Raw genomic sequence first — 26,965 nt, forward strand, 5'->3', positions numbered from 1 at the left:
GGAGCCTTCCTCCGCGGACGCCCGCCCCTCGCGCGCGCCGGTCCCGCGTCGCGAGACGCGTGACCACCACGCGGACGGCTGTCGTACGATCGCCAGGACCATCCCGAGCGGCCGAGTGACGTGGCACGTCGACGCCGCAGCAACCCGCGGGCCGGTCGCCGCCCTCGGGCGGCGGGCGGGCCGGACGAGGGTGCTACCGCCACGACCGATGGGAGGAACGCGATGACGCCCCAGATCGACCCCCGCCCCGCCGACGGCTACGCCGGCGACCTCACGCCCCAGCAGGCGTGGGACCTGCTCGCTACCGACCCCGCCGCCGTCCTCGTCGACGTGCGCACCGAGGGCGAGTGGCGCGCGATCGGCGTGCCCGACACGACCACCGCGGGCAAGCGTCCCGTCTTCGTCGAGTGGGTGCAGGCCGGCGGGCGCCCCAACGCCGGCTTCCTCGCCGACCTGGCCGCCGCCGGCGTGAACGCCGACGCCCCGGTCGTCTTCCTGTGCCGCTCCGGCCAGCGCTCGATCGGCGCGGCCCGCCTCGCGACGGCGTCCGGCCTCGGCCCGGCGTACAACATCCTCGAGGGCTTCGAGGGCGGGCCCGGCTTCGACGGCGTCCGCGACCGCGAGGGCTGGAAGGTGCGCGGGCTGCCCTGGGGCGCCTACGCCGACGCGGCGACGGAGGTCGACGCGTGAGCGCTGGGAACCAGGACATCCCCACCGGCCCGGCCGCCGACGACGTCGTCCACGGCGGCTCGGGCCGCGGCCCGCTGCCCGCCAGCGCGCGCCCCGCGACGCTCGCCGTCCGCGGCGGGCACCGGCGCTCGGAGTACCAGGAGACGTCCGAGGCGCTGTTCCTCACGCAGGGCTACACCTACGACACGGCCGCCGACGCCGAGGCGTCGTTCCGCGGCGACCTGTCGCGCTTCGTGTACTCCCGGTACGGCAACCCGACCGTGCACACGTTCGAGGAGCGGCTGCGGCTGCTCGAGGGCGCCGAGGCCTGCTACGCGACGGCGTCCGGCATGTCCGCCGTCTTCACGACGCTCGCCGCGCTGGTCTCCAGCGGCTCCCGCATCGTCTCGGCGCGAGCGCTGTTCGGCTCCACGAACGTCATCTACGAGGAGATCCTCGCCAAGTGGGGGGTGCGGGTCGACTACGTGGACGGCCACGTGCTCTCGCAGTGGGAGGAGGCGCTGGCGACGCCCGCCGACGTCGTCTTCTTCGAGTCGCCGTCCAACCCCATGCAGGACCTGGTCGACGTGCGGCGCGTGGCCGAGCTGGCGCACGCCGCCGGCGCGCAGGTCGTCGTGGACAACGTGTTCGCCACCCCGATCCTGCAGCAGCCGCTGACGCTCGGCGCCGACATCGTCGTCTACTCCGCCACCAAGCACATCGACGGCCAGGGCCGCGTGCTCGGCGGCGCGATCCTGGGCCCGAAGGAGTTCCTCGAGGGCCCCGTCCAGACGTTCATCCGCAACACCGGGCCGTCGCTCAGCCCCTTCAACGCGTGGGTGCTCGCCAAGGGCCTCGAGACGCTCGACCTGCGCGTGCGCGCGCAGAACGCCGCCGCGCTCGAGATCGCGACGGCGCTCGAGGGCCTCGACGGGATCGCCGCCGTGCGCTACCCGTACCTGCCGTCGCACCCGCAGCACGAGCTGGCGCTGTCGCAGCAGTCCGGCGGCGGCACCGTCGTGACGTTCGACCTCGCCGTGCCCGAGGGCACCGACCCCGAAGCCGCGAAGAAGCGCACCTTCGCCTTCCTCGACGCGCTGCAGATCGTCGACATCTCCAACAACCTCGGCGACGCGAAGTCGATCGTCACCCACCCCGCCACGACGACGCACCGCAAGCTCGGCCCCGAGGGCCGCGCCAAGGTCGGCATCGCCGAGACGACGGTGCGGCTGTCGATCGGGCTGGAGGACCCGCGGGACATCCTCGAGGACGTCGAGCAGGCGCTGCGCGCCTGACCCCACCCCGCCTGACGACCGCCCCGCCGAACAGGCGGTTGCGCACGTTCTGAGCGTTCGGAGCGTGCACAACCGCCTGTTCGGCGCAGAAATCCGTGGCCGGCCCGCCCGGGCAGCGCCTACGTTCAGACCGTGCCCGACGCGATCTTCGACGACCCCCTGCTGGCCCGGCTGTACGACCCGCTCGACCCGGACCGCAGCGACCTCGACGCCTACCTGGCCCTCGCCCGCGAGCTGGGCGCGCGTCGCGTGCTCGACGTCGGCTGCGGGACGGGGACGTTCGGCGTGCTGCTCGCCGCGGAAGGGTACGACGTCGTCGGCGTGGACCCGGCGGGCGCGTCCCTCGACGTCGCGCGGGGCAAGCCCGAGGCCGAGCGGGTGCGCTGGCTGCACGGCGGCGCCACCACGCTGCCGCCGCTGGAGGTGGACCTCGCCACGATGACGGCGAACGTCGCGCAGGTCTTCCTTACCGACGCCGACTGGACCGCGACGCTGCGAGGCGTGCACGCGGCGCTGGCCCCGGGCGGGCACCTCGTCTTCGAGACCCGCGACCCGGCGCGCCGCGCGTGGGAGGGCTGGACGCGCGAGCGGACGTTCGTGCGGGCCGACGTGCCGGGCTTCGGCGTCGTCGAGTCGTGGACCGAGGTGACGGACGTGTCCGGGCCGCTGGTCACGTTCCACGACACCACCCTCCTGGCCGACGGGCGCGTGCTGCACTCCGACTCCACGTTGCGCTTCCGCGAGCACGACGAGCTCACCGCGTCGCTGGAGGACACGGGCTACGTCGTCGAGCAGGTGCGCGACGCGCCCGACCGGCCGGGACTGGAGTGGGTGTTCGTCGCGCGGGCGGCCTGACCACCGACCGCATGACACCGGGAGAGTTTCGGCTTCAGAGTCGAACACCGGGGACTGTGCCGAATCCTTAGACAGCGCGCCCGCCACGGACTCAACAGATGTGCGTCCGCTTGCCTCGCTGGTTTCAGCTATTCATTCGGGCAGTCGTCCGGTCCGATCCTCATCTCTATCAGATCCTGGGCGGCGTAGCCCTGCTCGGTGAGCGTGGCGCATTCGGGAGCGAGCGGGTCCGCAATCTCCCACTCAGCGAATTTTCCGGCGGACTCTAGATCGGAGTTGACTGCCGCCTGCTCGTCGAGCGACAAGCTCAGGTAGCCCTCCAGCGTCATGGCGTCGACCCCTTGGCGCTCGGCCTCCTGCTCGTCGAGCTCGGACTGCGAGAAGCAGACGCCGTCGACGTACACGCATGGGGTCCCGTCGAACGCGGTCTCTCCACCCGGTTCCGCCCCCTGGCTGGCTTGAGGCGAACGTTCCTGGTCGGAGTTCTCTGGCCATGCGTGCGCCACCTCGCCGACACCACCCTCGGCGTAGACCTGGATGTCCTGTATCTCCTCGGGCACCTCCTCGCCGGCCAGGAGCATGGTCTTCCGCTCGGACGGGGAGGCACCGCCTTCATATTTGGCTGTCAGGTCGGTGCCCTCGTTGAGTACGTCGATCTGCTCATTCGTGTCGTAGGGAAGGTCCTCGGTCCAGGTGTCTATGGCATCGGTGACGTTCGTGAACTCGTATTTGGTGCCGTCTGGGTCAAATATGTCGACTTCGTACATGTTGACGTACTCCGTGCCATCGCGGTTGTCGACATCGACCTCGATATAGGCCACAGGATCCCCGTCAATCTCTTTGCGGTACTCCTCGACATCAGGGGGCGCCGAATCTGCCGGGACTTCAAGCATGAGGTCTCCTCCGGATGGTGCCGAGGCCACAAACTTTCCGGGAGGCCAGGGCGGCCCGTCGTCCTCGGCGGCGACATCGGGTGCGGTCTTCGCGCTCGACGCTCCGGGAGCGGGCTCGGACGCCACAACGCCCGATGAGGACGGTGCGGGTTCGTCGTTGCTGCATCCGACGAGGGCGATCAGCGCAGCTGAAGCCACTGCTGCTGTTTGAAGGCGCAACCCGGTCATGGTGGTCCCCTTCCGGAATGACTCTCCCCATCAACGATGCTCGGGGCGACAGATGACTGCAACCGGTCTCCACGAGATACTGGTCAGCGAGTTCGGGAACCACCCCACCGGGTGCCCGGACGAGCAGTGCTCAGGTGAGCAGCCCGACCACGAGCGCGACCACGGCGAGCAGCGGCACGGTGCCCTGCTTGACGGCGGCGCCCCGCTTGCCGGCCGAGGACGCGAACAGCACGAGCGCGGCGGCCAGCATGCTGCCCGTCCCCGCGAGGACCAGGGCCGCCCCCGCCGCCGTCGAACCGGCCGCGACGAGCACGATGCCGACCGCGGTCACCAGCGCGAGGAACAGGTTGTAGAAGCCCTGGTTGAACGCGAGCTCGCGCGTCGCGGCGGCCTCCTGCTCGGTGGTGCCGAACGTCGCGCGTGCCCGCGGGGTCGTCCACGCGACCGACTCCAGCCAGAAGATGTAGACGTGCAGCGCGGCGGCGACCCCCGCCAGGACCAGTCCGGTGACGACCATCGACGCTCCTCACGGCTCGGCGCCCGGGAGGGCGCGGGAATCCGATCATCCCGTCGGGGCGGCGCGGGCGCAGCACGCCACGCGTCGTCGCCCGGACGACGACTCCGCCGCGCCGATGCGGCAGGCCCGGGTGAGGATGCTGGTATACCGGCACGACGGGGTGCCGGGAGCACCACACACGACCACCAACGGAGGTTCTCGTGCGTCATCACTCACCACGCCGCCGCCGGCTCGTCGCCGCGCTGGCCGCCGGCGCCACGGTCGCCGGCCTGGCCGCCACATCGGCCGCCGTCCTGCCCGCCGCGACCGCGGCCCCCCAGGCCGCCGCACAGGGCGAAGGCACCTGCAAGATCTTCGACGACCCCCAGTTCGCCGGCTGGACCGACCACGCGGAGCTGAAGCGGCAGCTCGCGCAGCTCGAGCGCACGAGCCAGGGGCGCGTCCAGGTCGACGTGGCCGGCACCACCCACCAGGGGCGGGAGCTGTTCACCGCGCGCGTCGGCACCGGCGACCGCGTGCTGCTCGTGCAGAGCGCCATCCACGGCAACGAGCGCACCGGGACGGAGGCGCTGCTCGGCATCCTGAAGAAGCTCGGGAGCGCGAACGACGCCGCCACCCGGCGGGCCCTCGCGAACGTCACGCTCGTCGCGATGCCGATGGTCAACCCCGACGGCGGGGAGCTCAACCGGCGCATGAACGTCGTGCCGTGGGACGACGTCGTCGCCGACTTCCCGCAGCTCGCCGGCGCGCCGCGCGCCTGGTACCACTCGCTGCGCGGCGACGGTATCGAGCAGCCCGGCTTCGACCTCAACCGCGACTTCAACCCGGACCTCGACTACGTGCCGCGGCCCGAGGACCTCCCGGGCGACCAGAAGGACGCCGGGTTCTTCCTCTCGCCGGAGTCGCAGGCCATCCGCGACGTGTACGTCGGGCTGCGGCAGGAGTTCGGCGCCGTCGACGCCGTCGTCGACCTGCACCACATGGGGCCGTGCGACGACCTGACCGGCGGACCGCAGGACGGCAAGCCGATCTCCGTGTCCCTGGACTACCCGCCGCTCGGCGTCGAGGACGGCGCCGCCTACCTCGCGGACTGGCCGCTGCTCGACCAGGACAAGTCGCGGCGCTACGCGCTCGCCGTGGCGAACGGCATCCAGGACCAGTACGGCTCGCAGTCGCCGCTCGCCGCCGTCGGGCGGTACTTCCACCCCGACGAGCGCGAGTACGCCGGGCAGGGGCGGTCGGCGTTCGCGCTCAACGGCTCCGCAACCGTGCTGTTCGAGGTCCGGGGCCAGCAGGACGACCTCGGCCAGAAGCTGCACGGCATGCTCGTCCGGTCGGTGCAGACCGGCGTCGAGTCGCTCGTCGACGCGATGGCGACCGGCGAGGTCGACACCCTGGACGGCGACGCGTTCTTCGATCTGCCCGACTACGGGTGGGAGGACGCCGACTGACCACGACCGCACGAACGTGACGAGCCCGGCCCGCGTCGCCCGACGCGCGCCGGGCTCGCCCGTGCGTGGCGTCGCCCGACCGGTCCGGCAGCGCTACTGTCCGACCATGTCGGTCGGCACCGAGCCCGCGAGTCCCCGCACGCGGCGCCGCGCCTGGTGGTGGATGACCCTAGCGCTCGTCGTGCTCCTCGCGGCCGGCGCGACCGTGGGCGCCCTCTGGCTCGCCCCGCCGCGCCAGACCGCCGAGGTGACGGTGCCCCCCGCGGACGCCGCCCCGGAGCAGGTGGTCCGCGCGTACCTGGAGGCCGTCGCCGCGCACGACTGCGACACGGCGGCGGCCCTGACGGCGGGCGGCGCGACGGACTTCTGCGACGACACGCGCAGCCTCGAGATCCTCGAGGTCGTCCCGGCGCCGCACCTCTCCGACGGGGACCTGTCCGCGGTGAACACCGACTTCGAGGCGACGTGGCGCCCGTTCTCCGGGGTCGTCGACGTCCCCGAGGAGGGCTGGGGGTGGACCTACTACCTCGCCCACGGCCCGGAGGGCTGGCGCATCGTCGACGCCGGCACGGGCTGACGGTCGTGAGGTGCGCCCGCCCCAGGGGCGCGACCAGGTGATTGTGCACGTTCTGAACGCTCAGAACGTGCGCAACCGCCTGCTCGGCAGCGACCCGGGGGTGTGCCGGTGGCATGCTCGTGCCGCGGTGGGACGCGCTCGACGGCGACGCGTCACCGCAGGACCGAGAGGACGCCGATGACCACGACCCTGCGGCACGAGACGATGGAGCTGCCAGTGGCGGCGGTCGGTGCGGAGGGCCCGTTCCCGCCGCTGGAGCCGGAGACCGTGCCCCACCTGCCGCCGGACCGCACCACCGTCCCGGCCGACATCGCCGACCGCGTGGAGGCCGCCGCCCCGCCGTGGGTGTTCCCCTACCACCCGCAGTCGGACTACGGCCGCGACCGCGCGCCCGGCCGCCTCGACGTCGTCGTGCTGGAGAACGCGCACCTGCGCGCCACGGTGGTGCCGGGGCTCGGCGGCCGGATCTGGTCGCTCGTGGACGTCCCCACCGGCACGGATCTCGTCTACGCGAACCGGGTGCTGCAGCCCGCGAACCTGGCCCTGCGCGACGCGTGGTTCGCCGGCGGCGTCGAGTTCAACGTCGGCACGCGCGGGCACTCCCCCACGACGTGCTCGCCGCTGCACGCCGCCGTGGTGACCGGGCCCGACGGCGCGCCCGGCCTGCGGATGTGGGAGTACGAGCGGGTGCGCGGCGTCGTCGTGCAGATCGACGTCCACCTGGGCCACGACGCGACGATGCTCGCCGTGCACGTGCGCGTGACCAACCCCGGCGACGCGCCCGTGCCGATGTACTGGTGGACCAACATCGCCGTCCCCGAGGAGGACGACACGCGCGTCTTCGCGGCCGCGCGCGACGTCTACCTCTCGGACTACACCACCGGGCTCACGGGGATCACCGCGCCGTGGCGCGGCGACGTCGACATCACCCGGCCGGGCCGCCACGCCGACGCGGCGGACTACTTCGTGGACTGCCGCGGCGTGGACGTGCCGTGGGTGATGGCGGTGGACCCTGCCGGCACCGGGCTGCTGCACGCCAGCACGCCGCGGCTGTCCGCGTGCAAGCTGTTCTGCTGGGGCTCGGGCCGCGGGTCGCGGCACTGGCAGGAGTGGCTCTCCCCCGACGGCGGCCGGTACGCCGAGATCCAGGCGGGCCTCGCCACCACCCAGTTCGAGTACCTCGAGCTGGGCGCGCACCAGGAGTGGGCGTGGACGGAGGTGCTCGGGCGGGTCGACCTCGGCCCGGTGCCACCGTCGACCACGCCGGAGGACGGGCTCGCCCGGGCGGGGGCGGCGGCGTCGGCGCGGGTGAGCGCCGCGGACCTGGCCGCGCTCGACGCCGACCTGGCGCGCGCGGCGCGCCGGGCGCCCGGCGAGACCGTGGCCGTCGGGTCCGGCTGGGGGCACGTGGAGTCCCTGTTGCACGAGTCCCTGCTGCACGGCGCCGACGGCTGGGTCGACGAGACGGCGACGCCGTTCCCCGACGTCGCCGACGGGCCGCACCGCCCGTGGCAGGACCTCGTCGCCGACGGTCGCTCCCCCGCGGGCGTCGACGCCCGCGCGCACGTGCGGGGCGCGCACTGGGCCCGCCGGCTCGCGGACGCCGCCCGCGACGGCGACGCGTTCGCCCTCTACCACCTGGGCGTCCTCGAGCACGTCGACGGGGACCCGGCCGCCGCGGAGCGGCACCTGCGCGCGTCGCTGGACGCCGCGCCGAGCGCCGCCGCGCACCGCGCCCTCGCGCACGTCGCGCTGCGCCAGGGCGACGGCGATGCCGCCGTCCGGACCTTCGACGCCGCGCTCGCGCTCGCCGGCCCGGGCTCCGCCGAGCGCCCCGCCCTCGTGCTGGAGGCGCTGCGCTGTCTGCTCGACGCCGGCCGGCACGACCGGGCGCTGGAGCTCGCCCGCACCGCGACCGACGAGCCGCCCGCGCGGGCCACCGAGTCCGAGCGCGCCCGGTTCCGGCTCGCGGAGGTCGAGGCGCTGCTCGGCCTCGACGACCGGGCCGGGGCCCGCCACGTCCTCGAGACCGGCGACGTCGTCCCCGCCAACCTGCGCGAGGGCGAGTCGCTCGTCGCCGCGCTCTGGGAGCGCGCCGCCGGCGGGGCGGCCCTGCCCGAGCGCCTCGACTTCTCGATGCACGGGACGTCGGGGCACGGGACGTCGGGGCACGGGACGTCGGAGCGGCAGGCCACGGCGTCCTGAGCGTCCCGCACGTCATCTGGTCGTCCGCGGCGCTATCGTCCGGTCATGTCGACGGAGACGGTCCAGGACCCGCCGCGGCGACGGCCGCGCGTCGGCTGGTGGGTGACGCTCGCCGTCGTCGCCGTGGTCGTCGTGACGGGCGTGGCGCAGATCTTCCCGCTGGCGAGGACCGCGGACGTCGCGGTGCCGCCGCCCGACGCCACGGCCGAGGACGTCGTGCGGGCCTACCTGACCGCCCTCGACGCCCACGACTGCGCGACCGCCCAGGCGCTGACGGCGCCCGAGTTCGCCACGACCACCGAGAGCATGTGCCACGACGTCTCCAGCCTGGAGATCACGGATCTCGAGACCGTCGGAACGGGCGCCGTGAACGCGGGGTTCGACGTCGACTGGCGGTTCTTCGCCGACGACACCTCCATCCCCGAGGGCGGGTTCGGGTGGACCTACTACCTCACCCGAGACCCCGAAGGGTGGCGTATCGAGGACGCCGGCAACGGCTGACCGTCAGGAGGACGGCGCGACGACGTCGTCCGGTGACGCGTCGGACAGCAGGTCCAGGTCCGGCTGCGTGGTGAACGTCCCCACCGGCACGTCGGGACCCGGGTCGCACTCGCCCGTGTCCGGGCCGTACGGCCGCTGCGCGACGTCGACGAGCCAGGCGTCGTCCACCTGGACCAGCGTGAACGTGTCGTACTCGAAGGAGCCCGGCTCGCTGGACCACTCCTCCGGCGCCGACGTGTCGTCGTCCCACACCCACGACGCCGGCAGCCGGCTGCACATCAGCACCATCGCCTCGTCGCCGTCGCTCGAGACGTCCAGCACCGTCATCTCCTTCGGCCCCGCCCAGAGCCGGAGCCTGCCGGCCTCGACGTCCCTGCGCACGCCGTCGACCTGGATGTCGAGCCACTCCGGCGTGGTGACCTCCGCCAGCCGCGGGTCCGAGAGGTCGAGCTCGTTGGTCGACGCCTTCAGGAGCGTGTCGTAGCGGCGCACCGCCTCCACCCGCGGGTCGCTCTCCGGGTCGCCCGACGGCGGCGCGCCGTCGGCCCACTCGACCTCGTCGTGGACCGTCGTCCCCTCCGGCCCGCCGCACGCGGCCACGAGCGCGGCGAGCGCCAGCGCGGTGAGGGCAGCGGGCACTCGCGCGTACCGGGCGGCGCTCATCGCTCGCCCCGCTCGGCCTCGCGGGCCCAGGCGTCGAACCCGTCGTTGTACTCCTGGATCAGCTCGTCCACGTACCGCCGCTCGTCCTCCGGCGGCGCCATGACGCCGTGCTCCACGTAGACGTCGACGATCGCCGTCAGCCGCTCCCGCATGATGCCCTCGCGAGCCGCCTCGTCGCCGTGCTCCGCGGCCAGGGCGTCGTTGTACTCCGTCGCCCAGTGGTCGCCCAGCGCGTCGCCGACCCAGCCGGCCACCTCTCCCGCGGCGTAGCCCCCGAGGGGGCCGCCGGGGATGGGCGCGAGGCCCACCAGACCGGTCACGCTGTCCACGGCGTCGCGCACCTGCTGGTCGTGGACCGACCCGACCGCGAGGTTCGCTCCCGCCGGCGAGCCCTCCAGCGCGGCCTGCGTCCCGAGGAGCCGCGCGATCGCGTCCTCGCCGCTCACCGTCGAGCCGTCGCTCCCGGCATACGCGACGACGCCCTGCTGGTACTCCGAGACCGCCCCGGCCAGCACCGCATGCCCGGCGGGATCGTGCCCCGCGACGCCCATGAGGTCGGCCACCCAGTCCTGCTCCGCGTTGACCAGCCAGACGTCCGGGCCACCGAGCATGCCCGTGTGCAGCGGCCCGTCCTCGGCCGTGTTCGCGCTCATCGGGTACTCCGCCAGTTGCGGGAGCTGCTGGCCTATCGCCGTGGCCAGTGCGACCGACCCGCGCCCGGAGACGTGGTCGGGGATGAGGTGCTCGTTGCCGCTGAGCTTCTCGAACACCGTGCCGGACAGCTCTGCGACGCTGCGCTGCACGTCGGGGTCGCCGCCGTGCGCGTCGAGCAGCGAGCCCGTGGCCCGCTGCGCGCCCGCCCACAGCGCGCTCGGCCCCTCGAAGCCGTCGCCGGTGATCTGCGCGGACCAGTCGCGCTCGCCGAACCAGTAGTCGACGCGGCCGGCGCCCAGGGCCCCGTCGCCGTAGGGGTCGTCCTTCGTGTCGGTGAGCCAGGCGAGCGCGGCGTCCGGGTACTGCCCGAGCGTCTGCAGCACGCGGCCGGCGACGTCGTCGACCCGGTTCCCCGACTCCTCGTCCTCGATGAACGCCAGGATCCGGCCCCCGGCGTTCGGCGAGTCGTCGAACACCGCCCCGGGCCGCATCCTGTGAGGGTCGCGTTCGCGGTCGACCAGGTTCGCCATCGCCACGGCGAGCGACTCGCCCAGCGGCGCCTTCTTCACGTCCCCGAACAGGAACCCGGCGGCGGACAGCGACGCCGTGCCGTCGAGCATCTCGTCGGCGAACGTCGACGCCGTCGCCGGCGACCACCGCGACGACCCGTTGCTCAGGCCCTTGCGGACCGCCTGCGCGAGGCCGAGCGCGAGCGCGGCGTCGAGGTGGCCCTCCAGCACCTGGGTGCCGAGCTGGTCGACGAGCTCGGTCGTGCCGTCGCCGCCGAGCCCGAGGAACGTGCGGGCCATGACGTCGTGGTCGCCGCCCCACCGGGAGAAGAAGGTCCGCAGGTCGCGCACGTCCTGCTCGGAGCCGTCCCCCTTCGCGATCCGGGCGGCGAGCGCCTGCATCGCGGCGGCGATCTCGTCGGTGGTGAGGTCGTCGACCGACGTCGCCCCCGCGCGCACCAACGTCGGGTACAGGTCGCCCCACCCGGGCGGCGCGTCCGCGCGGAGCGCGTCGCACAGGACGCCGTCGACGTCGCGGCGCTCGGCGTGCAGGTCGCGCAGGGCGGCCCACGCCTCGTCCTGCTCCCGCGTGGCCTCCTCGTGCAGCTCCTGACGGATCCGGTCGCGCGCCTCGTCGTCGGGGGCGTACCGGCCGCCGGTGTACTCCGTGCTCCACCACAGCCGGTGGAGCTCCTGCTCGGCGGCGTCGAGCTTGTCGCGCTGCGGCTGCGCCCGCGTCGCGATGTCCTCGACGGACGACACGTACGCCGACAGCGCCGGGCGGACGTCCGACAGCCGCGCCCGGACCGCGTCGAGGCGGGCGCGGGGCTCCGCCATCGAGGCCCGCCACGCCCGGCCGGACTTCCCGTCCCACGCGTCGCCGTCCAGGGCCGCGAGCGCCGAGGCGAGCACGGTGACCGTGCTCTCCAGCTCCGTGTGCCGCGTGCCGAGCCGCGAGTGATAGCCGGTGATCGTCCCGAGGTCGCCCTCGTCGGGCCGGCGGTCGGTGTGGTAGGTCATCGCGCGCTCCCCGCCAGCGCGGCGTCCGCCGCCTCGATCTCCGCGGCGGAGTCCTTGGCGGCGTTCCCCGCGCCGAGCACCTGCGCCTTGATGCCCTCGAGCTCCACCACGACCGACATGGCGAACTCCACGACCGCGTCCTCGACCCCCTGGCTGCCGCAGCCGGACACGTCGTCGGACAGGGTCGTCGACATCGCGTACCCGTGGCTCACGAGCCTGTTCCCGGTCTCCTGCATGGCGCCCGTGTCGGCGGTGAGCTGTTCGCACATCGTCCCGGCCTCTCGTCTTGCCCGTGCGGTCGGCGTGCCCGGGACGTGGTGCCGAGGATAGACAAGGCACGCCGGAACCACGATGGGGAGAACTGCCCGTGGACTCAGGCGCCCGGCACGACGAGGCCGGAGTCGTACGCCCACACGACGAGCTGCACGCGGTCGCGGGCGCCCGTCTTGGTCATGATCCGGCTGAGGTGCGACTTCACCGTGCTGGGCTCCAGGAACAGGGCCGCCGCGATCTCCGCGTTGGACGACCCACGGCACAGCAGCGCGACGATCTCCCGCTCGCGCGCGGTGAGCAGCCCCGCGGCGGCCTCGTCCGGCGCGACGGGGCCGCGGCGGCGCGCGAACTCGTCGATGACGCGGCGGGTGAGCGTCTGGTCCACGAGGCCGTCACCCGCGGCGACGCGCCGCACGGCGTCGACGAGGACGTCGGGCTCCGCGTCCTTGAGGAGGAAGCCGGACGCGCCGGCCTCGAGGGCGCCGAACACGTAGTCGTCGAGGTCGAAGGTGCTGACGACGAGCACCGGCACGGGGTCGGCGACGCCCGGGCCGGCGAGCTCGCGCGTGGCCGTGATGCCGTCGCCGCCGGGCATCCGCACGTCCATGCACACGACGTCGGGGCGCTCGCGGCGGGCCACGCGGACGGCGTCCGCGCCGTTCGACGCCTCGCCCACCACCTCCAGGCCCTCGCTCTCGAGGATGACGGTGAACCCGGCGCGGACGACGGCCTGGTCGTCGACCAGCACGACGCGCGTCATCGAGAGCTCCGGCCCGCGGGCGCGGCCCCGGCCGTCGCCTCCTGGGGGCGCGGCACCGTGAGCCGCACCCGCCAGCCACCGCCGGACGTGCGGCGCGCCGAGAGCCGGCCGCCCACGAGCTCGGCGCGCTCCGTCATGCCGATGACGCCGTGCCCGGGCACGTCGTCGTCGGCGGCCAGGGGGGCCGACGACGGGTCGCCGCGCCCGTTGCGCACGGTGAGCTCCAGCGCGTCCTCGTCGTACGCGGTCTCGACGTCGACGGCGCTGCCCGGCGCGTGGCGGCGGGCATTGGCGAGCGACTCCTGCAGCACCCGGTAGACGGTGAGCTGCGCCGTGGGAGGCAGCTCGAACGGCTCGCCGCGGCGCGTCTCCTGGACCCGCGTGCCCGTGCTGCGGGCGAGGTCGAGCAGCGCGGGCACGTCCGCGAGCGTGGGCTGCGGCGCCGACGGCGCCTCCTCGTCGCGCTCCCCGGCATCGCGCAGGATGCCGACGACGAGCCGCAGGTTCTCGAGCGTCTCGCGGCCCTGCGCGCGGATCCAGCGCAGCGACTCCCGGGCGCGGTCCGGGTCGCCGTCCACGAGGCGCTCCGCGGCGGCCGCCTGCACGACGATCCCGGACAGGTGGTGCGCCGCGACGTCGTGCAGCTCGCGCGCCATGCGGCCGCGTTCGGCGAGCACCGCCTGCGCGGCGAGCGCCTCGCGCTCCCGCTCCGCCTGCGCGACCCGCGCCCGCAGCTGCGCCAGCAGCTCCCGCCGGGTGCCGACGTACGCCCCGACGAGGGCGGCGCCCACATACGTGACCAGCGCGGACACGAGCCCGCCCCACAGCTGCGTCCCGACCGGCACACCCAGCTCCGCCGTCGCGGGGCCGCCCAGCACGAAGCCGAGGAGCACCTGCACGACGGCGGTGCCGGCCGCCGCGCCGAGGGCCGGGCGGCGCGGGGCGTAGACGCCCACCGAGTAGGCGGCCACGAGGGCCGCCGGCCCCTGGAAGCTCATGAACGGCGGGAGCAGCGGCACCAGCACGAGCTGGCCCAGCAGCGTCAGCGCCAGGCACAGCACCGGCCACCGGCGGCGCACTGTCAACGCCATCGACTGCCCCGCCAGGACGACGCACGACGCCACCGTCGCGCCGGTGCTCATCGTCCCGGCCGAGCCGTCCGCCCCGAGCGTCTCCCCGAGCGACGACGACACGATCTGCACGACGGCGAGGAACAGCCCCACCGACAGCGCCGCGACCACGCCGCCGAGCAGCGCGTCCCGGCCCGTGGCCGTCCGCACGCCCAGGGCGTCGAGCCGCCGTCGCAGCGCGTCGAGCACGGGTCCTCCGTCGGTGTCGCGGGGTCGGTCAGCAGGTCGGTCAGCGGGTCCCGGGGCGGGGCCCCTCCCGGCACACGGTACGACGTCCGTGCGCCGGGCGGGGAGGTGTCCGTGCAGGTCAGGCCAGGTCACACGGTGGGGTGCGTCACGCCAGGTCACGGCGTCGGAACACCGCTCCGGCGGCGACCAGCAGCACTCCCGCCCAGGCGAGCAGCCCCGCCAGCGCCGCCGCGACCCCGACGCCCGCCCCGGCATCGGTCGTCGCGCCGAACAGCTGGGCCGCGCCCTGCCCCGCCGACGCGAGGGAGCCGAGGGTGATCGGCAGCCACGACGTCGCCGTCGTCGCGCCGCCCGTGAGGACGAGCGCGGCGGCCTGCACCATCGGTTCCACGAGGGCCAGCGCCACGACCACGACGACCGCCGCGACCTGCCCCCGCACGAGCGTACCGACGGCGAGCCCCAGCCACGAGAGCAGGACCATCACGGCAAGACCGCGGGCCCACACCCCGAGCGCCTCGGCCGGGCCGATCGCCAGGGTCGCGTCCGGCGTCGTCGCGACCGCCACGACCAGGCCGAGCGCCGTCACCAGCGCCAGCGCCACGCCGATGGCGAGCGCCGCCACCGCCGTCGCCCCCGCCTTGCCCGCGAGGATCCGCAGCCGGTCCGGGACCGCGAGCGCCGTCGGCACGATGCCGCCGGTGCGGAAGTCTGCCGTGGCCGCGAGCACCCCGAGCAGGAGCACGCACAGCGCGGTGACGCCGCTCGAGCCCGATGCCGGGCCCTGGCCCAGCAGGTCGAGCATGCCGCGCTGGGCCGCCGCGGTGCCCAGGTCCGTGGCGGACGCGAGCGTGGACATGACGTCGGCCGTGACGTCCGGCGGCGCCTGCACGCCCACTTGGAAGCCGGCATCGGCCCCACCCAGCCCCTCCAGGGCGCGGAGGGTGCGCGGCAGCACGAGCGTGAGCGCCTGGGCGAACACCATGCCCGCGACCGCGACGGCCGCGACGACCCACGGGGCCCGGGTGGTGCGGAGCTTGAGCAGCTCGGCCCTGAACACGGCCCTGAACATGGCGAGACGCATCAGCGCACTCCTTCGGTGGCGGCGGTGAGGTCGAGGTACACGTCCTCGAGGCTCCGGTCGGTGACGAGCTCGCCCAGCGGGCCGGCGGCGACGACGCGGCCCTGGCCGATGACGACCAGGTCGTCGGCCACCTGCGCCACCTCGGCGAGCACGTGGCTGGCCAGCAGCACGGTGCCGCCGTCCTCGGCGAACGCGCGCAGCAGCTCGCGCAGCCACCGCATGCCGGCGGGGTCGAGGCCGTTGGCCGGCTCGTCCAGCACCAGCACGCGCGGGCGGCCCAGCAGGGCGCTCGCGATGCCGAGGCGCTGCCGCATCCCCAGGGAGTAGGTGCGGACGCGGCGGTCCGCGGCCGGCGTCATGCCGACGGTGGCCAGCACCTCGTCCACGCGACCCGCGGGCAGGCGGGACGCCGCGGCCAGCACCCGCAGGTGGTCGCGGCCCGTGCGCCCGGGGTGCAGACCGCCCGCGTCGAGCAGCGCCCCGACCACCTGGGGCGGGTGCTCCAGCTCGGCGTACGGTCGCCCGTCGAACGTCGCCGTGCCCGAGCTCGCGCGCGCCAGGCCCAGCAGCACCTGCAGCGTCGTGCTCTTGCCCGCGCCGTTCGGCCCCAGCAGCCCCAGCACGCGCCCCGGGTGCGCCGTGAAGCTCACGTCGTGCACGGCCTCGAAGCCGCGGTAGGACTTGTGCAGCCCCTCGATCCGGATGGTGGTCATCCGTCCCTCCCTCGTCGTCCGGCGCTCCGTCGTCCCGGAGCCCTGTGCCGGTACCCCGAGCCTCCCCAGGAGCGGGTGGGCGGGTCTTGAGGCGGAGGGCGGAACCTGGGTTGCGCCTTTCGGGGGAGGTGGTGCGGATCAGGTCCCTGCGAAGAGACGGTCCAGGTGCTGGTCGATCGCGGCCAGCGCGGCCGAGGGCTCGACGACGCCGAGCTCGAGCAGCGGGGAGAACCCGGTCAGCGCCAGGACGAGATCGGTCTCGACGGCCGGGTCCCGGTCCGGCGCGATCCGGCCCTGCTCGATCGCCTCGCGGACGAGACGCTCGATCATGGCCCGCCCGTCGCGGAGCCCGAGGCCCGCCTGCCGGCGCAGCGCGGGGTCGTGCAGGGCCTCCAGGACGTACGCGGCGCTCATGCGGCTCGACGCCCGCGCGTCGGGGTGCAACGGGAGCATCTCGACGAGGACCAGGCGCAGCACGTCGCGCGGGTGCGGGGGCTGGTCGAGCGCGGCCAGCCCCTGCGCGACCCGGCCCGCGGTGCGTTCCGCCGCGGACTCGATCGCGAAGGTCAGCATCGCCGTGCGGGAGCCGAAGTAGTGCTGCAGCTGTCCCAGCGAGACCCCCGCCTCGCGGGCGACCTCGCGCAGGGTGGCCCGGGACCAGCCCTGCTGGTCGACGACGCGCCACAGCGCGCGGGCGATCACCTCGCGCCGTTCCTGGTGGTCCACCTGCTTCGGCATCCTGCACCTTCCCGGGTTGTCGTACGCTCGTCACAATACAGTTGACTTGGAACGCTGGACGGGAGGCCCGATGAGCGACGAGCAGCCGCCGGCCGCGTTCTTCAACCCCTACGCCGTCGCCATCGACGACCAGGTGGCGATCGCGCTGCTCGCCGAGATGCACATCACGAAGGCGATCGAGCGCGGCGACTTCGACGACCTGCCCGGCGCCGGCAAGCCGCTCGACCTGCAGGACCTCCACGACCCCGACTGGTGGCTCAAGGCCTTCATGCGGCGCGAGAGGCTCGTCGTCCTGCCGCCCTCCATCCAGCTCCGCAAGGACGACGCCGCCCTCGACGGGCGCCTCGACGAGATGTGGAGCGAGGACGACGTGCGCGAAGAGGTCGAGGAGTTCAACCGGAACGTCCTGCGCGCCCGCTACCAGCCGGCGGCCGGGCCACCGCTGGTCACCATGCCGCGCGACGTCGACGCGACCGTCGCCGCCTGGGCGCAGCGTCGTGCGGCGCGGGCCGCGCAGGCGCGGGAACAGCGTCAGGCCGAGGCGCCGGGCGACGGCGGTCGGCGCCGTCGACGCTCCCGCCGGCGGGGACGGTCCCGGGCCGTCGGCACGGGGACGGACGCCACGACCCCGCCGACGCCGGGATGATCACGGGAGGCGACGGATCCCGCCGCGCGGGTCGCTGACGAACCGCCCCGACCGGCGCCAGTTCAATGTCCGGTCGTCCGCCACGAGCTCCCAGGGCGTCCATCCGTCGTCGTCGCGCCGGCGCACGACGGTGCCGGTCGTGAGGCCGGCGAGGGCCACCTCGGACAGGCTCATGACGCGATCCGGCCGCAGCCCGCCCCTGAACTGGGACTTGCGGACGCCACCGTCGCGGAGCCGCCGCACGGCTGCAGCCTTGTCGGACGCGACCACTCCGAGCTCCGCGCGCCAGCCGGAGGCGTCGGCGTCCTCGACCACGAAGACGAAGATCTGATCCATCGCCGGAGTGTGGCACGGCGCCGGCGAGCGCCGAAGGCGGCGCCTGTGGATCACCGGGTCGCCGTGTCGGCACGGACCCGTAACCTGGCCGACGTGCTGCACGTCCACCGGTCCGAGCGCTCCGACGCGCTGGTCGCTCCCCTCGCCGACGTGCTCGCCGCGCCGCCGGACGACCCGTTCACGCCCGACGTCGTCGCCGTGCCCACGCGCGGCATCGAACGGTGGCTGGCGCAGCGGCTGTCGCACCTACTGGGGGTCGACGGCCCGTCGGGTGCCGGCCCGGTCGGACGAGGCATCTGCGCCAACGTGGACTTCGCTCATCCGTCGCGCCTGGTGGCGTCCGCGGTGACGGCAGTGACGGGCGTCGAGCACGACGACGACCCGTGGCGCCGCGCCCGGCTCGTGTGGCCGGTGCTGGAGACGATCGACGCGTCGCTGGACGAGGCGTGGGCGGCCCCGCTCGCGCGGTACGTCGGGGAGGCGGGCGACGGAGCGCGCCCCTCGCGCCGGCTCGCCCTGGCGCAGCGCGTCGCCGACCTGTTCTCCGCGTACGCGCAGCAGCGCCCGGACCTGCTGGCGCGCTGGCTCGACGGGGCCGACGACGACGGCGCGGACGACGACGGCGCGGGCGCGCCCGTCCCCGCCGACCTGGCCTGGCAGCCCCGGCTGTGGCGGCGGGTACGCGAGCGGGTGGACGCGCCCGGCCCGGCGGAGGTGCTGGCCGAGGCGGTCGCCGCGCTGCGCGCGGACCCGGGTGCCGTCGACCTGCCCGCCCGGATCTCGGTCTTCGGCCCCACCCGCCTGCCGGAGGACCAGCGGCGCGTGCTGCGCGCGCTCGCCCTGCACCGCGACGTGCACCTGTGGCTTCCGCACCCCTCCCCCGCGCTGTGGGAGGCGGTCGGGGCGCTCGCTTCCGGGGGCGCCGTCACCGGCCCGCGCCGGGACGACGTGCCGCCCGCCGCCCGGCACCCGCTGCTCGCGTCCACCGCGCGCGACTCCGTCGAGCTGCAGCTGCGCCTGTCCGAGGTCCTTGATCCGGGCGACGCCCCCCAGGTCCGGGTGTCGCACCACGCCGCACCGCCGCCACCCGCCACGCTGCTCGGCGCGCTGCAGGGTGCGCTGCGCGCGGACGACCCGGACGTCGCGCCCCACCCCGTCGACCCCGCCGACCGCAGCGTCCAGGTGCACGCCTGCCACGGGCGCGCACGCCAGGTGGAGGTGCTGCGCGAGGTGCTCACCGGCCTGTTCGCCGCCGACCCGACGCTCGAGCCGCGCGACGTCATCGTCATGTGCCCGGACGTGGAGGCGTTCGCGCCGCTGGTCACCGCGACGTTCGGCGCGGCACCCGACGGCGTCGCGCAGGTGCACCCGGGGCAGCGGCTGCGGGTCAGCCTGGCCGACCGCGGGCCGGGCGTCGTCAACCCGGTGCTCGGCGTGCTGGCCACGCTGCTGCGCCTGGCGGACGGCCGCGTCACCGCCTCCGAAGTGCTCGACCTCGCCGCGACGGAGCCCGTGCGGCGCCGCTTCCGGCTGTCCGACGACGACCTCGACCGCTGGCGCACCTGGGCCGTCGAGGTGGGCGTGCGCTGGGGCGAGGACGGCACCCGGCGGGCCCGCTTCGGCATCGACCCGCGCGTGCGCCAGGGCACCTGGGACGCCGCGCTCGACCGGGTGCTGCTCGGCGTGGCCATGGCCGAGGAGGACTCGCGGTTCGTGGGCCCGGCGCTGCCGCTGGACGACGTCGGCTCCACCGACGTGGACGTCGCGGGCCGGTTCGCCGAGCTGGTCACGCGGCTGACCGGGCTGCTCGCCGACCTCGACGGCACCCACCCGCTGGAGCACTGGCTCGACACGCTGGACCGGGCCGTCACCCTCCTCACCGACCCCGCGCCCGACGACGGCTGGCAGTCCGTGCAGGCCCGCCGGGTGCTCGGGGACGTGCGGGCGGCCGGGACCGGGCGGCCCGCAGCGACGGCTGGCGGCGGACTCCGGCTCGAGGACGTGCGCGCCCTGCTCGCCGACCGGCTCGCCGGCCGCCCCACGCGCGCCGGCTTCCGCACCGGCGCGCTCACCGTGTGCTCGCTGGAGCCGATGCGCGCCGTCCCGCACCGGGTGGTGTGTCTGCTCGGCATGGAGGACGGCGCGTTCCCCCGGAAGGCCACGCCCGACGGCGACGACCTGCTCGCGCGCGGCGCGTGCCTGGGCGAGCGCGACCGCCGCAGCGAGGACCGGCAGATCTTCCTCGACGCCCTCACGGCCGCGCGCGAGCACCTGGTCGTGCTGCACTCCGGCGCCGACGAGCGCACCGGCGCCGACCGGCCGCCCGCCGTGCCCGTCGCCGAGCTGCTCGACGCCCTCGACCGGGTCGGCACCGCCGCGGACGGCGGACCGGTGCGGCGGCAGGTCGTCGTGCGGCACCCGCTGCAGGTGGTGGGCGAGCGCAACTTCGAGGCCGGCGCGCTCGGCACCCCTGGGCCGTTCAGCTTCGACCAGGCCGCGTACGAGGCCGCCCTCGCGGGCCGGAGCCCGCGCACCGCACCCGGCCTCCTCATCACGGAGCCGCTCGTCGCCCGGGACGAGGCCGGCACCCCGGAGCCCGTCGACGTCGACGACCTCGTCCGCCTCCTCGAGCACCCCGCGAGCTGGTTCGTGCGCACCGTCCTCGGCGCCGCGCTCGTGCGCGACGAGGACGACGTCGACGACCGGCTCCCGCTCGAGATGGACCCTCTGGCCCAGTGGGGCGCCGGCGACCGCATCCTGACCGCCACCCTCGCCGGGGTCGACCCGCGGCAGGCCCGGGACGCCGAGTGGCGCCGCGGCCAGGCGCCCCCGCGCGTCCTCGGACGGGTGGCCCTCGACCGGGTCGTCGACCGCGTCGCCCCGGTCCGCGCCATGGCCGAGCGCACGACCTCCGGCGGGCCCGCGGCGCGCGCCGTCGACCTCGCGGTCACGCTGCCGTCGGGCACCCTCGTGACCGGGACGGTGCCCGGCGTCCGGGGCGCCCGGGTCGTGCGCGCGGAGTACTCGCGGCTGGCCCCCAAGCACCGCCTCCGCTCCTGGGTGCAGGTCCTCGCGCTCGCGGCGTCCGGCGAGCCCCCGGAGGCCCCCACCCCGGACGCGTGGTGGCACACCGCGACGACGGGTCGCGCGCCCGGTCGCGTCCCGCAGGCCGCGTGGAGCCGGATCGACGCACCCCCGCGCGACGACGCCGCGCGCCTGCTCGACGACCTCGTCGCACTGCGGCGGGAGGCGTTCCGGGCCCCGCTGCCGCTGCCCCCCGACGTCGCGCACGCCTACGCGACCGCCCGCCGCGGCCGACAGTCGCCGTCCGACGCCCTCGGCCGCGCCCGGAAGGCCTGGGCCGACGGGTTCGACCGCGCCGACCCGTACTACGTCCGCTGCTGGGGGGAGGGTGCCGGCCTCGACGACTTCGCGGGCACCCCCACCGACGACGACCGGCGCGTCGCCCCCGACGAGACCACCCGCCTCGGGGCGCTCGCGGCCCGCGTGTGGGGGCCGCTGCTGGCCCGCGAGCAGGAGGGAACGGTATGACCGCGCCGTCGGCGTCCACCACGGACGTCCCGATCTTCGACGTGACCGGCGACCTCCCCCAGGGCACCACCGTGCTGGAGGCGAGCGCGGGGACCGGCAAGACGTTCACGATCGCGGCGCTCGCCGCCCGCTACGTCGCCGAGGGGCGGGCGGAGCTGCGCGAGCTCCTGCTCGTCACGTTCGGTCACGACGCGACGTCGGAGCTGCGCGACCGCGTCCGCGAGCGCCTCGTCGCCACCCAGCGCGCGCTGCACGGGCCGGACCCGGCGTCCCACCCCGACCCCGTGGTGGCCCTGCTCGCCGACGTCGACCCCGAGGAGCTGGAGCGGCGGAGGTACCGCCTCACGTCGGCCCTGTCCCAGCTGGACAGCGCCACCATCACGACGACGCACGGGTTCTGCGACGCGACGCTGAAGTACCTCGGCATCGCCGCCGACGTCGACCCCGCGGCGACGTTCGTCAACGACATCGCCGACCTCGAGCGGGAGGTCGTCGACGACCTCTACGTGCGACGGTTCGCGGACGCCGAGCGGGCCGCGCTCACCCCCGCCCTGGCCCGCGCCGTGGGGCACGAGGCGGTGAGCAAGCAGGGCGTCACGATCGAGCCGGCCGAGCCCGGCGGGGCGCCCCCGTCGTCCGTGGGCACGCTGCGCCGGGACGTCGCGCAGGCCACGCGGGACGAGGTGCTGCGCCGCAAGCGGGCCCAGCAGCTCATGGACTACGACGACCAGCTCACGCTCCTGCGGGACACCCTGGTCGACCCGGTGCACGGCGCGACGGCGGCCGCCAGGGTGCGGTCGCGGTACCGCGTCGTGATGGTCGACGAGTTCCAGGACACCGACCCCGTGCAGTGGGAGATCCTGCGGACGGCGTTCCACGGGCACCGCGACATGGTCCTCATCGGCGACCCCAAGCAGGCGATCTACGCCTTCCGCGGGGCCGACGTCGTCGCCTACCTGGAGGCGCGGGAGGAGGCGTCGACGTTCGCCACCCTGGGGACGAACTGGCGTTCCGACGGCCCGCTGCTCCACGCCCTCGGGACGGTCCTGGAGGGCACGGCCCTGGGGGACGGGCGGATCGTCGTCCGGGCGGTCGCGTCCGCGCACGCCGACCCGCGCTCGCGCGGGGGCGCGCCCCTCCGCCTCCGCCGCCTCACCCGGGGCCGCAGCAACGGGCTGCCGGCGGGCGACGCCCGCGCCCTGGTGACCGCCGACACCGCCGCCGACATCGTCGCCCGGCTCGGCACCGACCAGGTCCGCGACGGCGACTCCTGGCGGCCGCTCGAACCGCGCGACGTGGCGGTGCTGGTCCGCACGAACGGTCAGGCGCAGGCGGTCCGCGATGCGCTGGACGGCCTCGGCGTGCCGGCGGTGGTCTCCGGGAAGCGCAGCGTGTTCACCACGGCGTCGGCCCGCGACTGGCTCACCCTGCTCACCGCCCTCGAGCAGCCCGGCCACCACGGACGGGCGGCGGCACTCGCCCTCACCCCGTTCGTCGGGTGGGACGCCGCGCACCTCGCCGCCGCCGACGACGCCGAGCACGACCGCCTGGCGGACGACGTGCGGCGCTGGTCCCGCCTGCTGTCCACGCGCGGCGTCGCGGCTCTGCACGAGGCGATCACCCGCGAGGGCCTGGCGGAGCGCCTCCTGCGGTGGAGCACCGGGGAGCGGGAGCTCACCGACCTGCGGCACGTGGGCCAGGTGCTGCACACCGCGTCGGTGGTCGAGGGCCTCGGCCCGTCGTCGCTCACCGGCTGGCTCCGGCGCCGCATCCGGGACGCGGAGACCGACATCGACGACGAGCGGAGCCGCCGCCTCGAAACCGACGCTGCCGCCGTGCAGGTCGTCACGGTGCACGCCAGCAAGGGGCTCGAGTTCGGCGTCGTGTACGTGCCGTTCGCGTGGAACCGGTACGAGCGGGACGACCCCGACGTCCTGAGCTTCCACGCCGACGACGGCACCCGGGTGCTCCACGTGGGCGGCCCCGGCTCGCCCGGGTACAAGGAGGCCAAAGAGCGGTACCTCGTCGAGGACCGGGACGAGGAGCTGCGGCTGCTGTACGTCGCGCTGACGCGCGCCCGCTACCAGGTGGTGGCGCACTGGGCACCGACGTACAAGAACTCGTCCCGCGGCGCGCTGACCCGGGTCCTCTTCGGGGCGCGCGGCCTGGACGGGGCGCCCGCGGCCGAGTACCCCCGACAGTCGCAGGCGGACGAGACGGTCCGCGCTGCCCTCGACGCCCTCGCGGCGCGCTCGGGCGGCACGATCGCCGTCGAGGACGTGCCGGCCACCCCGTCCGTCGAGCGCTGGCGCCCACCGGCCCAGGACGAGCCTTCGCTCGCCGTCGCGCATCTCGACCGGGTGCCGGACGCGACGTGGCGGCGCGCGTCGTACTCCGCGCTCACCGCGGCGGCGCACACCGGGCGACCCGCCGGGCTGTCCCCCGCGGCGCCCGGGGCGCCGGCCGGTGCCGCGACCGGCGGCGTGGAGTCCGAGCCGGAGGGCGGTGGGGTGCGGGACGAGCCGGCCGAGGCCGCGCCCACGGCCGTCCGCCCGGGCGGGCCCGCGACGCCGGGAGACGTCGCGGCCCCGGGAGCGGACCTCCCCTCCCCGATGTCGGGGCTGCCCGCCGGGACGGGGTTCGGCACCCTGGTGCACGAGGTCCTGGAGTACGCGGACACCGCCGCGCGCGACCTGGACGCCGAGCTGCTCGCCCGCTGTGCCGCCGCCGCGACGACGCGCGTGCCCGGCGCCGACCCGGCGGAGCTCGCCGCCGCGCTCGGCGTCGTCGCGCGCACCCCCCTGGGCCCGCTCGCGGGCGGACGCACCCTCGCGGACGTGGCGCCGCGCGACCGGCTGGCCGAGCTCGAGTTCGAGCTGCCGCTCGCCGGCGGAGACGGAGATGCGGGTGCGCTCGACGGCGGAGCCGCGGGCGGGGCAGCGGCGGAGGGCGCGACGCTCTCCGAGATCGCCGCGCTCCTGGGCCGCTACCTCGGCCCGGACGACGCGTTCGCCGCCTACCCCGCAGCGCTGGCGGAGCTCGCGGCGGCCGACCCGGGTGCACGGCCCCTGCGCGGCTACCTCACCGGGTCGATCGACGCGGTGCTGCGCGTCCCGGGCGACGACGGCGCCCCGCGGTTCCTGGTCGTCGACTACAAGACGAACCGCCTCGGCGCCTTCGACGCCCCGCTCACCGCCTACGACTACCGCCCCGAGGCGACGGTCGAGGCCATGCTGCACGCCCACTACCCGCTGCAGCTGGTGCTCTACCTCGTGGCGCTGCACCGGTACCTGGCCTGGCGGCTGCCCGGCTACGACCCGGACGTGCACCTCGGCGGCGGGCTCTACCTGTTCGTGCGCGGCATGTGCGGCCCCGGCACCCCCACCGGGCCCGACGGCGCTCCCTACGGCGTCGTGTCCTGGGTGCCGCCGCGCGGCCTCGTGCCCGCCCTGTCCGCGCTGCTCGACGGAGGCGACGCATGACCGACACCGCCACCCTGCCCGGCGGCCCGGCCGACGCCACCGGCGACGTCCGCGTCGCCGCCGCGGCCCCCGGTCTGTTGCGCGAGTTCAACGCCGCGGGCCTCGTCGCGGCCACGGACGTGCACGTCGCGACCCGGCTGGGCCGGCTCACGGGCGAGGAGGACGCCACGGTGCTGCTCGCCGTCGCCCTCGCCGTGCGCGCCCTGCGCGGCGGGTCCGTGTGCGTACGCCTCGACGACCCGGACGAGCTGGCGGCGCTCGCGCTGCCCGAGGACGCGGACCGCGCCGACGCCCCCGCCGACGGGACGGCGACCGCGGCTCCCCCGCCGTGGCCGGAGCACGCCGCGTGGGTGCGGGCGATCGAGGCGAGCCCCGCGGTGACCGTCGGCGCGGGAGAGCCCGTGGACCGGCCCGCCCGCTGGGTCGGCGGCCGCCTGTACCTCGACCGCTACTGGCGCGACGAGCTCACCGTGCGGCGGCTGGTCGACGCCCGCCTCCAGGCGCCGCCCCTGGTCTCCGAGGGCGCCGACCGCCTGGACGGCACGCTCGCGCGGCTGTTCCCCGCGGCGGCCGACGTCCGTCAACGCCTCGCTGCCGCGCACGCCGCCGGCCGCCGGCTCACGGTGCTCACGGGCGGGCCGGGCACCGGCAAGACGACCACCGTCGCGCGGCTGCTCGCCGTCCTGCAGGACGTCGACGGGCCCGGCCTCCGCGTCGCGCTCGCCGCGCCGACGGGCAAGGCCGCCGCGCGGCTGCAGGAGGCGGTGCGCGACGTCGTCGGCGCCCTCCCGCCCGAGGACCGCGAGCGCACCGGCCGCCCCGACGCGACCACCGTGCACCGGCTGCTGGGGTACCGCAGCGCCACCCGGTTCCGCCACCACGCGGGCCACCACCTGCCGCACGACGTCGTCGTGGTGGACGAGACGTCGATGGTGCCGCTGTCGCTCATGGCACGGCTGCTCGAGGCGTTGCGCCCCGACGCCCGGCTGGTGCTCGTCGGCGACCCGGACCAGCTCGCGTCCGTCGAGGCCGGCGCCGTGCTGGGCGACCTCGTCGCGCGGCCGCCGGTGGTGACGTCGCTGGCCGAGCACCTCACGACCGCCGCTCCCGTGGACGCCGCCGAGAACCCCTCCGAGCCCCCCTCCGAGGCCGAGCGCGACCGCCTCGCCAACGGCGTCGTGCGGCTCGTGACCGTGCACCGCCAGGGCTCGGACTCGGCGATCCTGCCGCTCGCCGCGGCGATCCGCGAGGGCGACGCCGACGCCGTGCTCGACGTCCTGCGCACGGGCGCCGGCGGAGTCGAGCTGGTCGAGGCCGACACGGAGCGTCTCGACGAGCACGCCGTGGCGGGCCTGCACGACGACGCGGTCGACGCCGGCCGACGGCTCGTGGCCGCCGCGCGGGCGGGCGACGCGGCGGGCGCCCTGGAGGCCCTGTCCGCGCACCGCGTCATGGTCGCGCACCGCCGCGGGCCGGTCGGCGTGGCCCGCTGGGCGGCGCAGGTGGAGGCGTGGGTCGAGGAGGCGACGGCCGACGGCGCGCCGCCCGCCGCCCCCGGGACGCCGTGGGTGGTGGGCCGGCCGCTGCTGGTCACGACCAACGACGCCGACGTGGGCCTCTACAACGGCGACACGGGCGTGCTCGTCGCGGACCGCGACCCGGCACGCACCCAGGACGGCACGGTCGCGGTCGTGGCCGCGTTCGGCGACCCGCGCGACCCGCTGCGCGTGCGCACCCACCGGCTGCCGCCGGTCGAGACCGTGCACGCGATGACCGTGCACCGGGCCCAGGGCAGCCAGTTCCGTCGCGTGTCGCTGGTGCTGCCGCCGCCCACGTCGCCCCTGCTCACCCGCGAGCTGCTGTACACGGCGGTCACGCGCGCACAGGAGTTCGTGCGGGTCGTGGGCACCGCGGACGCCGTGCGCGCCGCCGTCGCCCACCCGGTCCGTCGCGCGAGCGGCCTCCGCGACCCCCTCCCCTGACGTTGTGAGCGGGCGTTTGGCCCCGCCTCGGCCATCAGCGAGGGCC

22 protein-coding genes are annotated in these 26,965 nt (G+C 75.7%); 11 read left to right on the forward strand and 11 right to left on the reverse strand.

The genetic code is table 11. The features are described 5' to 3' along the window. The first annotated feature begins 222 nt into the window (after positions 1-222). The 3 genes from ACFWDO_RS15580 (at position 223) to ACFWDO_RS15590 (ending at position 2,819) form a co-directional block, all read left to right on the forward strand. Positions 223-690 carry a rhodanese-like domain-containing protein gene (locus ACFWDO_RS15580; protein ID WP_380319494.1) on the forward strand — a complete coding sequence of 156 codons (468 nt, stop codon included), beginning with the start codon at positions 223-225 and terminating at the stop codon, positions 688-690. Beyond that, positions 687-1,964, forward strand: a complete 1,278-nt coding sequence (locus ACFWDO_RS15585; RefSeq protein ID WP_380319491.1) for an O-succinylhomoserine sulfhydrylase — start codon at positions 687-689, stop codon at positions 1,962-1,964. The genes ACFWDO_RS15580 and ACFWDO_RS15585 overlap by 4 nt, the downstream gene beginning before the upstream one ends. Before the next feature lie 132 nt (positions 1,965-2,096). After that, a complete protein-coding gene (locus tag ACFWDO_RS15590) occupies positions 2,097-2,819 on the forward strand; it encodes a class I SAM-dependent methyltransferase (protein ID WP_380319488.1) in 723 nt (240 codons plus the stop codon). Between the two features lie 128 nt (positions 2,820-2,947). Here the strand turns inward: ACFWDO_RS15590 and ACFWDO_RS15595 are convergent, their stop codons facing one another. Then, entirely contained in the window at positions 2,948-3,940 is a 993-nt protein-coding gene (locus ACFWDO_RS15595; RefSeq protein WP_380319485.1) for a hypothetical protein, read from the reverse strand. Positions 3,941-4,070: 130 nt separating this feature from the next. After that, positions 4,071-4,457, reverse strand: coding sequence for a DUF1304 domain-containing protein (locus ACFWDO_RS15600; RefSeq protein WP_380319482.1), 387 nt, complete (start codon positions 4,455-4,457; stop codon positions 4,071-4,073). A 200-nt stretch (positions 4,458-4,657) separates the two neighbouring features. Here ACFWDO_RS15600 and ACFWDO_RS15605 point away from each other — a divergent pair, with 200 nt between their 5' ends. The 4 genes from ACFWDO_RS15605 to ACFWDO_RS15620 all read left to right on the forward strand — a co-directional run bounded on the left by ACFWDO_RS15605 (position 4,658) and on the right by ACFWDO_RS15620 (position 9,191). Beyond that, positions 4,658-5,908 (forward strand): M14 family zinc carboxypeptidase, encoded by a 1,251-nt coding sequence (locus ACFWDO_RS15605; RefSeq protein ID WP_380319479.1) that lies wholly within the window; start codon positions 4,658-4,660, stop codon positions 5,906-5,908. Between the two features lie 106 nt (positions 5,909-6,014). Then, positions 6,015-6,485 carry a hypothetical protein gene (locus ACFWDO_RS15610; RefSeq protein ID WP_380319476.1) on the forward strand — a complete coding sequence of 157 codons (471 nt, stop codon included), beginning with the start codon at positions 6,015-6,017 and terminating at the stop codon, positions 6,483-6,485. A gap of 177 nt (positions 6,486-6,662) precedes the next feature. Next, on the forward strand, positions 6,663-8,690 hold the full coding sequence (locus ACFWDO_RS15615; RefSeq protein ID WP_380319473.1) for a DUF5107 domain-containing protein: 2,028 nt from the start codon (positions 6,663-6,665) through the stop codon (positions 8,688-8,690). A 45-nt stretch (positions 8,691-8,735) separates the two neighbouring features. After that, positions 8,736-9,191, forward strand: a complete 456-nt coding sequence (locus ACFWDO_RS15620) for a hypothetical protein (protein ID WP_380319470.1) — start codon at positions 8,736-8,738, stop codon at positions 9,189-9,191. Positions 9,192-9,194: 3 nt separating this feature from the next. Here the strand turns inward: ACFWDO_RS15620 and ACFWDO_RS15625 are convergent, their stop codons facing one another. From ACFWDO_RS15625 to ACFWDO_RS15660, 8 genes are all read right to left on the reverse strand, one after another. After that, complete coding sequence (locus tag ACFWDO_RS15625; RefSeq protein WP_380319467.1) at positions 9,195-9,854, reverse strand: hypothetical protein; 660 nt, start codon at positions 9,852-9,854, stop codon at positions 9,195-9,197. Then, positions 9,851-12,037 carry a hypothetical protein gene (locus ACFWDO_RS15630; RefSeq protein WP_380319464.1) on the reverse strand — a complete coding sequence of 729 codons (2,187 nt, stop codon included), beginning with the start codon at positions 12,035-12,037 and terminating at the stop codon, positions 9,851-9,853. The genes ACFWDO_RS15625 and ACFWDO_RS15630 overlap by 4 nt, the downstream gene beginning before the upstream one ends. After that, positions 12,034-12,306, reverse strand: a complete 273-nt coding sequence (locus ACFWDO_RS15635) for a hypothetical protein (protein ID WP_380319462.1) — start codon at positions 12,304-12,306, stop codon at positions 12,034-12,036. The genes ACFWDO_RS15630 and ACFWDO_RS15635 overlap by 4 nt, the downstream gene beginning before the upstream one ends. A gap of 104 nt (positions 12,307-12,410) precedes the next feature. After that, a complete protein-coding gene (locus ACFWDO_RS15640) occupies positions 12,411-13,070 on the reverse strand; it encodes a response regulator (protein WP_380319459.1) in 660 nt (219 codons plus the stop codon). After that, positions 13,067-14,389, reverse strand: a complete 1,323-nt coding sequence (locus ACFWDO_RS15645; protein WP_380319456.1) for a histidine kinase — start codon at positions 14,387-14,389, stop codon at positions 13,067-13,069. The genes ACFWDO_RS15640 and ACFWDO_RS15645 overlap by 4 nt, the downstream gene beginning before the upstream one ends. Positions 14,390-14,534: 145 nt before the next feature. Next, complete coding sequence (locus tag ACFWDO_RS15650; RefSeq protein ID WP_380319453.1) at positions 14,535-15,470, reverse strand: hypothetical protein; 936 nt, start codon at positions 15,468-15,470, stop codon at positions 14,535-14,537. Continuing rightward, positions 15,470-16,183 (reverse strand): ABC transporter ATP-binding protein, encoded by a 714-nt coding sequence (locus ACFWDO_RS15655; protein ID WP_380319450.1) that lies wholly within the window; start codon positions 16,181-16,183, stop codon positions 15,470-15,472. Before ACFWDO_RS15655 ends, ACFWDO_RS15650 begins: the two co-directional genes overlap by 1 nt. Positions 16,184-16,321: 138 nt before the next feature. Continuing rightward, on the reverse strand, positions 16,322-16,921 hold the full coding sequence (locus ACFWDO_RS15660) for a TetR/AcrR family transcriptional regulator (protein WP_380319447.1): 600 nt from the start codon (positions 16,919-16,921) through the stop codon (positions 16,322-16,324). Positions 16,922-16,991: 70 nt separating this feature from the next. On the opposite strand from ACFWDO_RS15660, the gene ACFWDO_RS15665 reads away from it, so the two are divergent. Next, entirely contained in the window at positions 16,992-17,567 is a 576-nt protein-coding gene (locus ACFWDO_RS15665) for a DUF1992 domain-containing protein (protein WP_380319444.1), read from the forward strand. Here the strand turns inward: ACFWDO_RS15665 and ACFWDO_RS15670 are convergent, their stop codons facing one another. Next, positions 17,568-17,903 carry a hypothetical protein gene (locus ACFWDO_RS15670; RefSeq protein WP_380319441.1) on the reverse strand — a complete coding sequence of 112 codons (336 nt, stop codon included), beginning with the start codon at positions 17,901-17,903 and terminating at the stop codon, positions 17,568-17,570. A 93-nt stretch (positions 17,904-17,996) separates the two neighbouring features. Between ACFWDO_RS15670 and recC the strand changes: the two genes are divergently transcribed. From recC to recD, 3 genes are read left to right on the forward strand one after another with little or no spacing between them, the layout of a single operon-like run. Next, positions 17,997-21,455 (forward strand): exodeoxyribonuclease V subunit gamma, encoded by a 3,459-nt coding sequence (recC, locus tag ACFWDO_RS15675; RefSeq protein WP_380319438.1) that lies wholly within the window; start codon positions 17,997-17,999, stop codon positions 21,453-21,455. Further along, the gene (locus ACFWDO_RS15680) at positions 21,452-24,937 is read left to right on the forward strand and encodes a UvrD-helicase domain-containing protein (RefSeq protein WP_380319435.1); all 3,486 of its coding nucleotides are present in this window, start codon (positions 21,452-21,454) and stop codon (positions 24,935-24,937) included. The genes recC and ACFWDO_RS15680 overlap by 4 nt, the downstream gene beginning before the upstream one ends. Further along, on the forward strand, positions 24,934-26,919 hold the full coding sequence (recD, locus tag ACFWDO_RS15685; protein WP_380319432.1) for an exodeoxyribonuclease V subunit alpha: 1,986 nt from the start codon (positions 24,934-24,936) through the stop codon (positions 26,917-26,919). The genes ACFWDO_RS15680 and recD overlap by 4 nt, the downstream gene beginning before the upstream one ends. Positions 26,920-26,965 lie beyond the last annotated feature (46 nt).

Origin of the sequence: Isoptericola sp. NPDC060185, from assembly GCF_042728595.1 — a bacterium.
Classification (GTDB): Bacteria; Actinomycetota; Actinomycetes; order Actinomycetales; family Cellulomonadaceae; genus Isoptericola.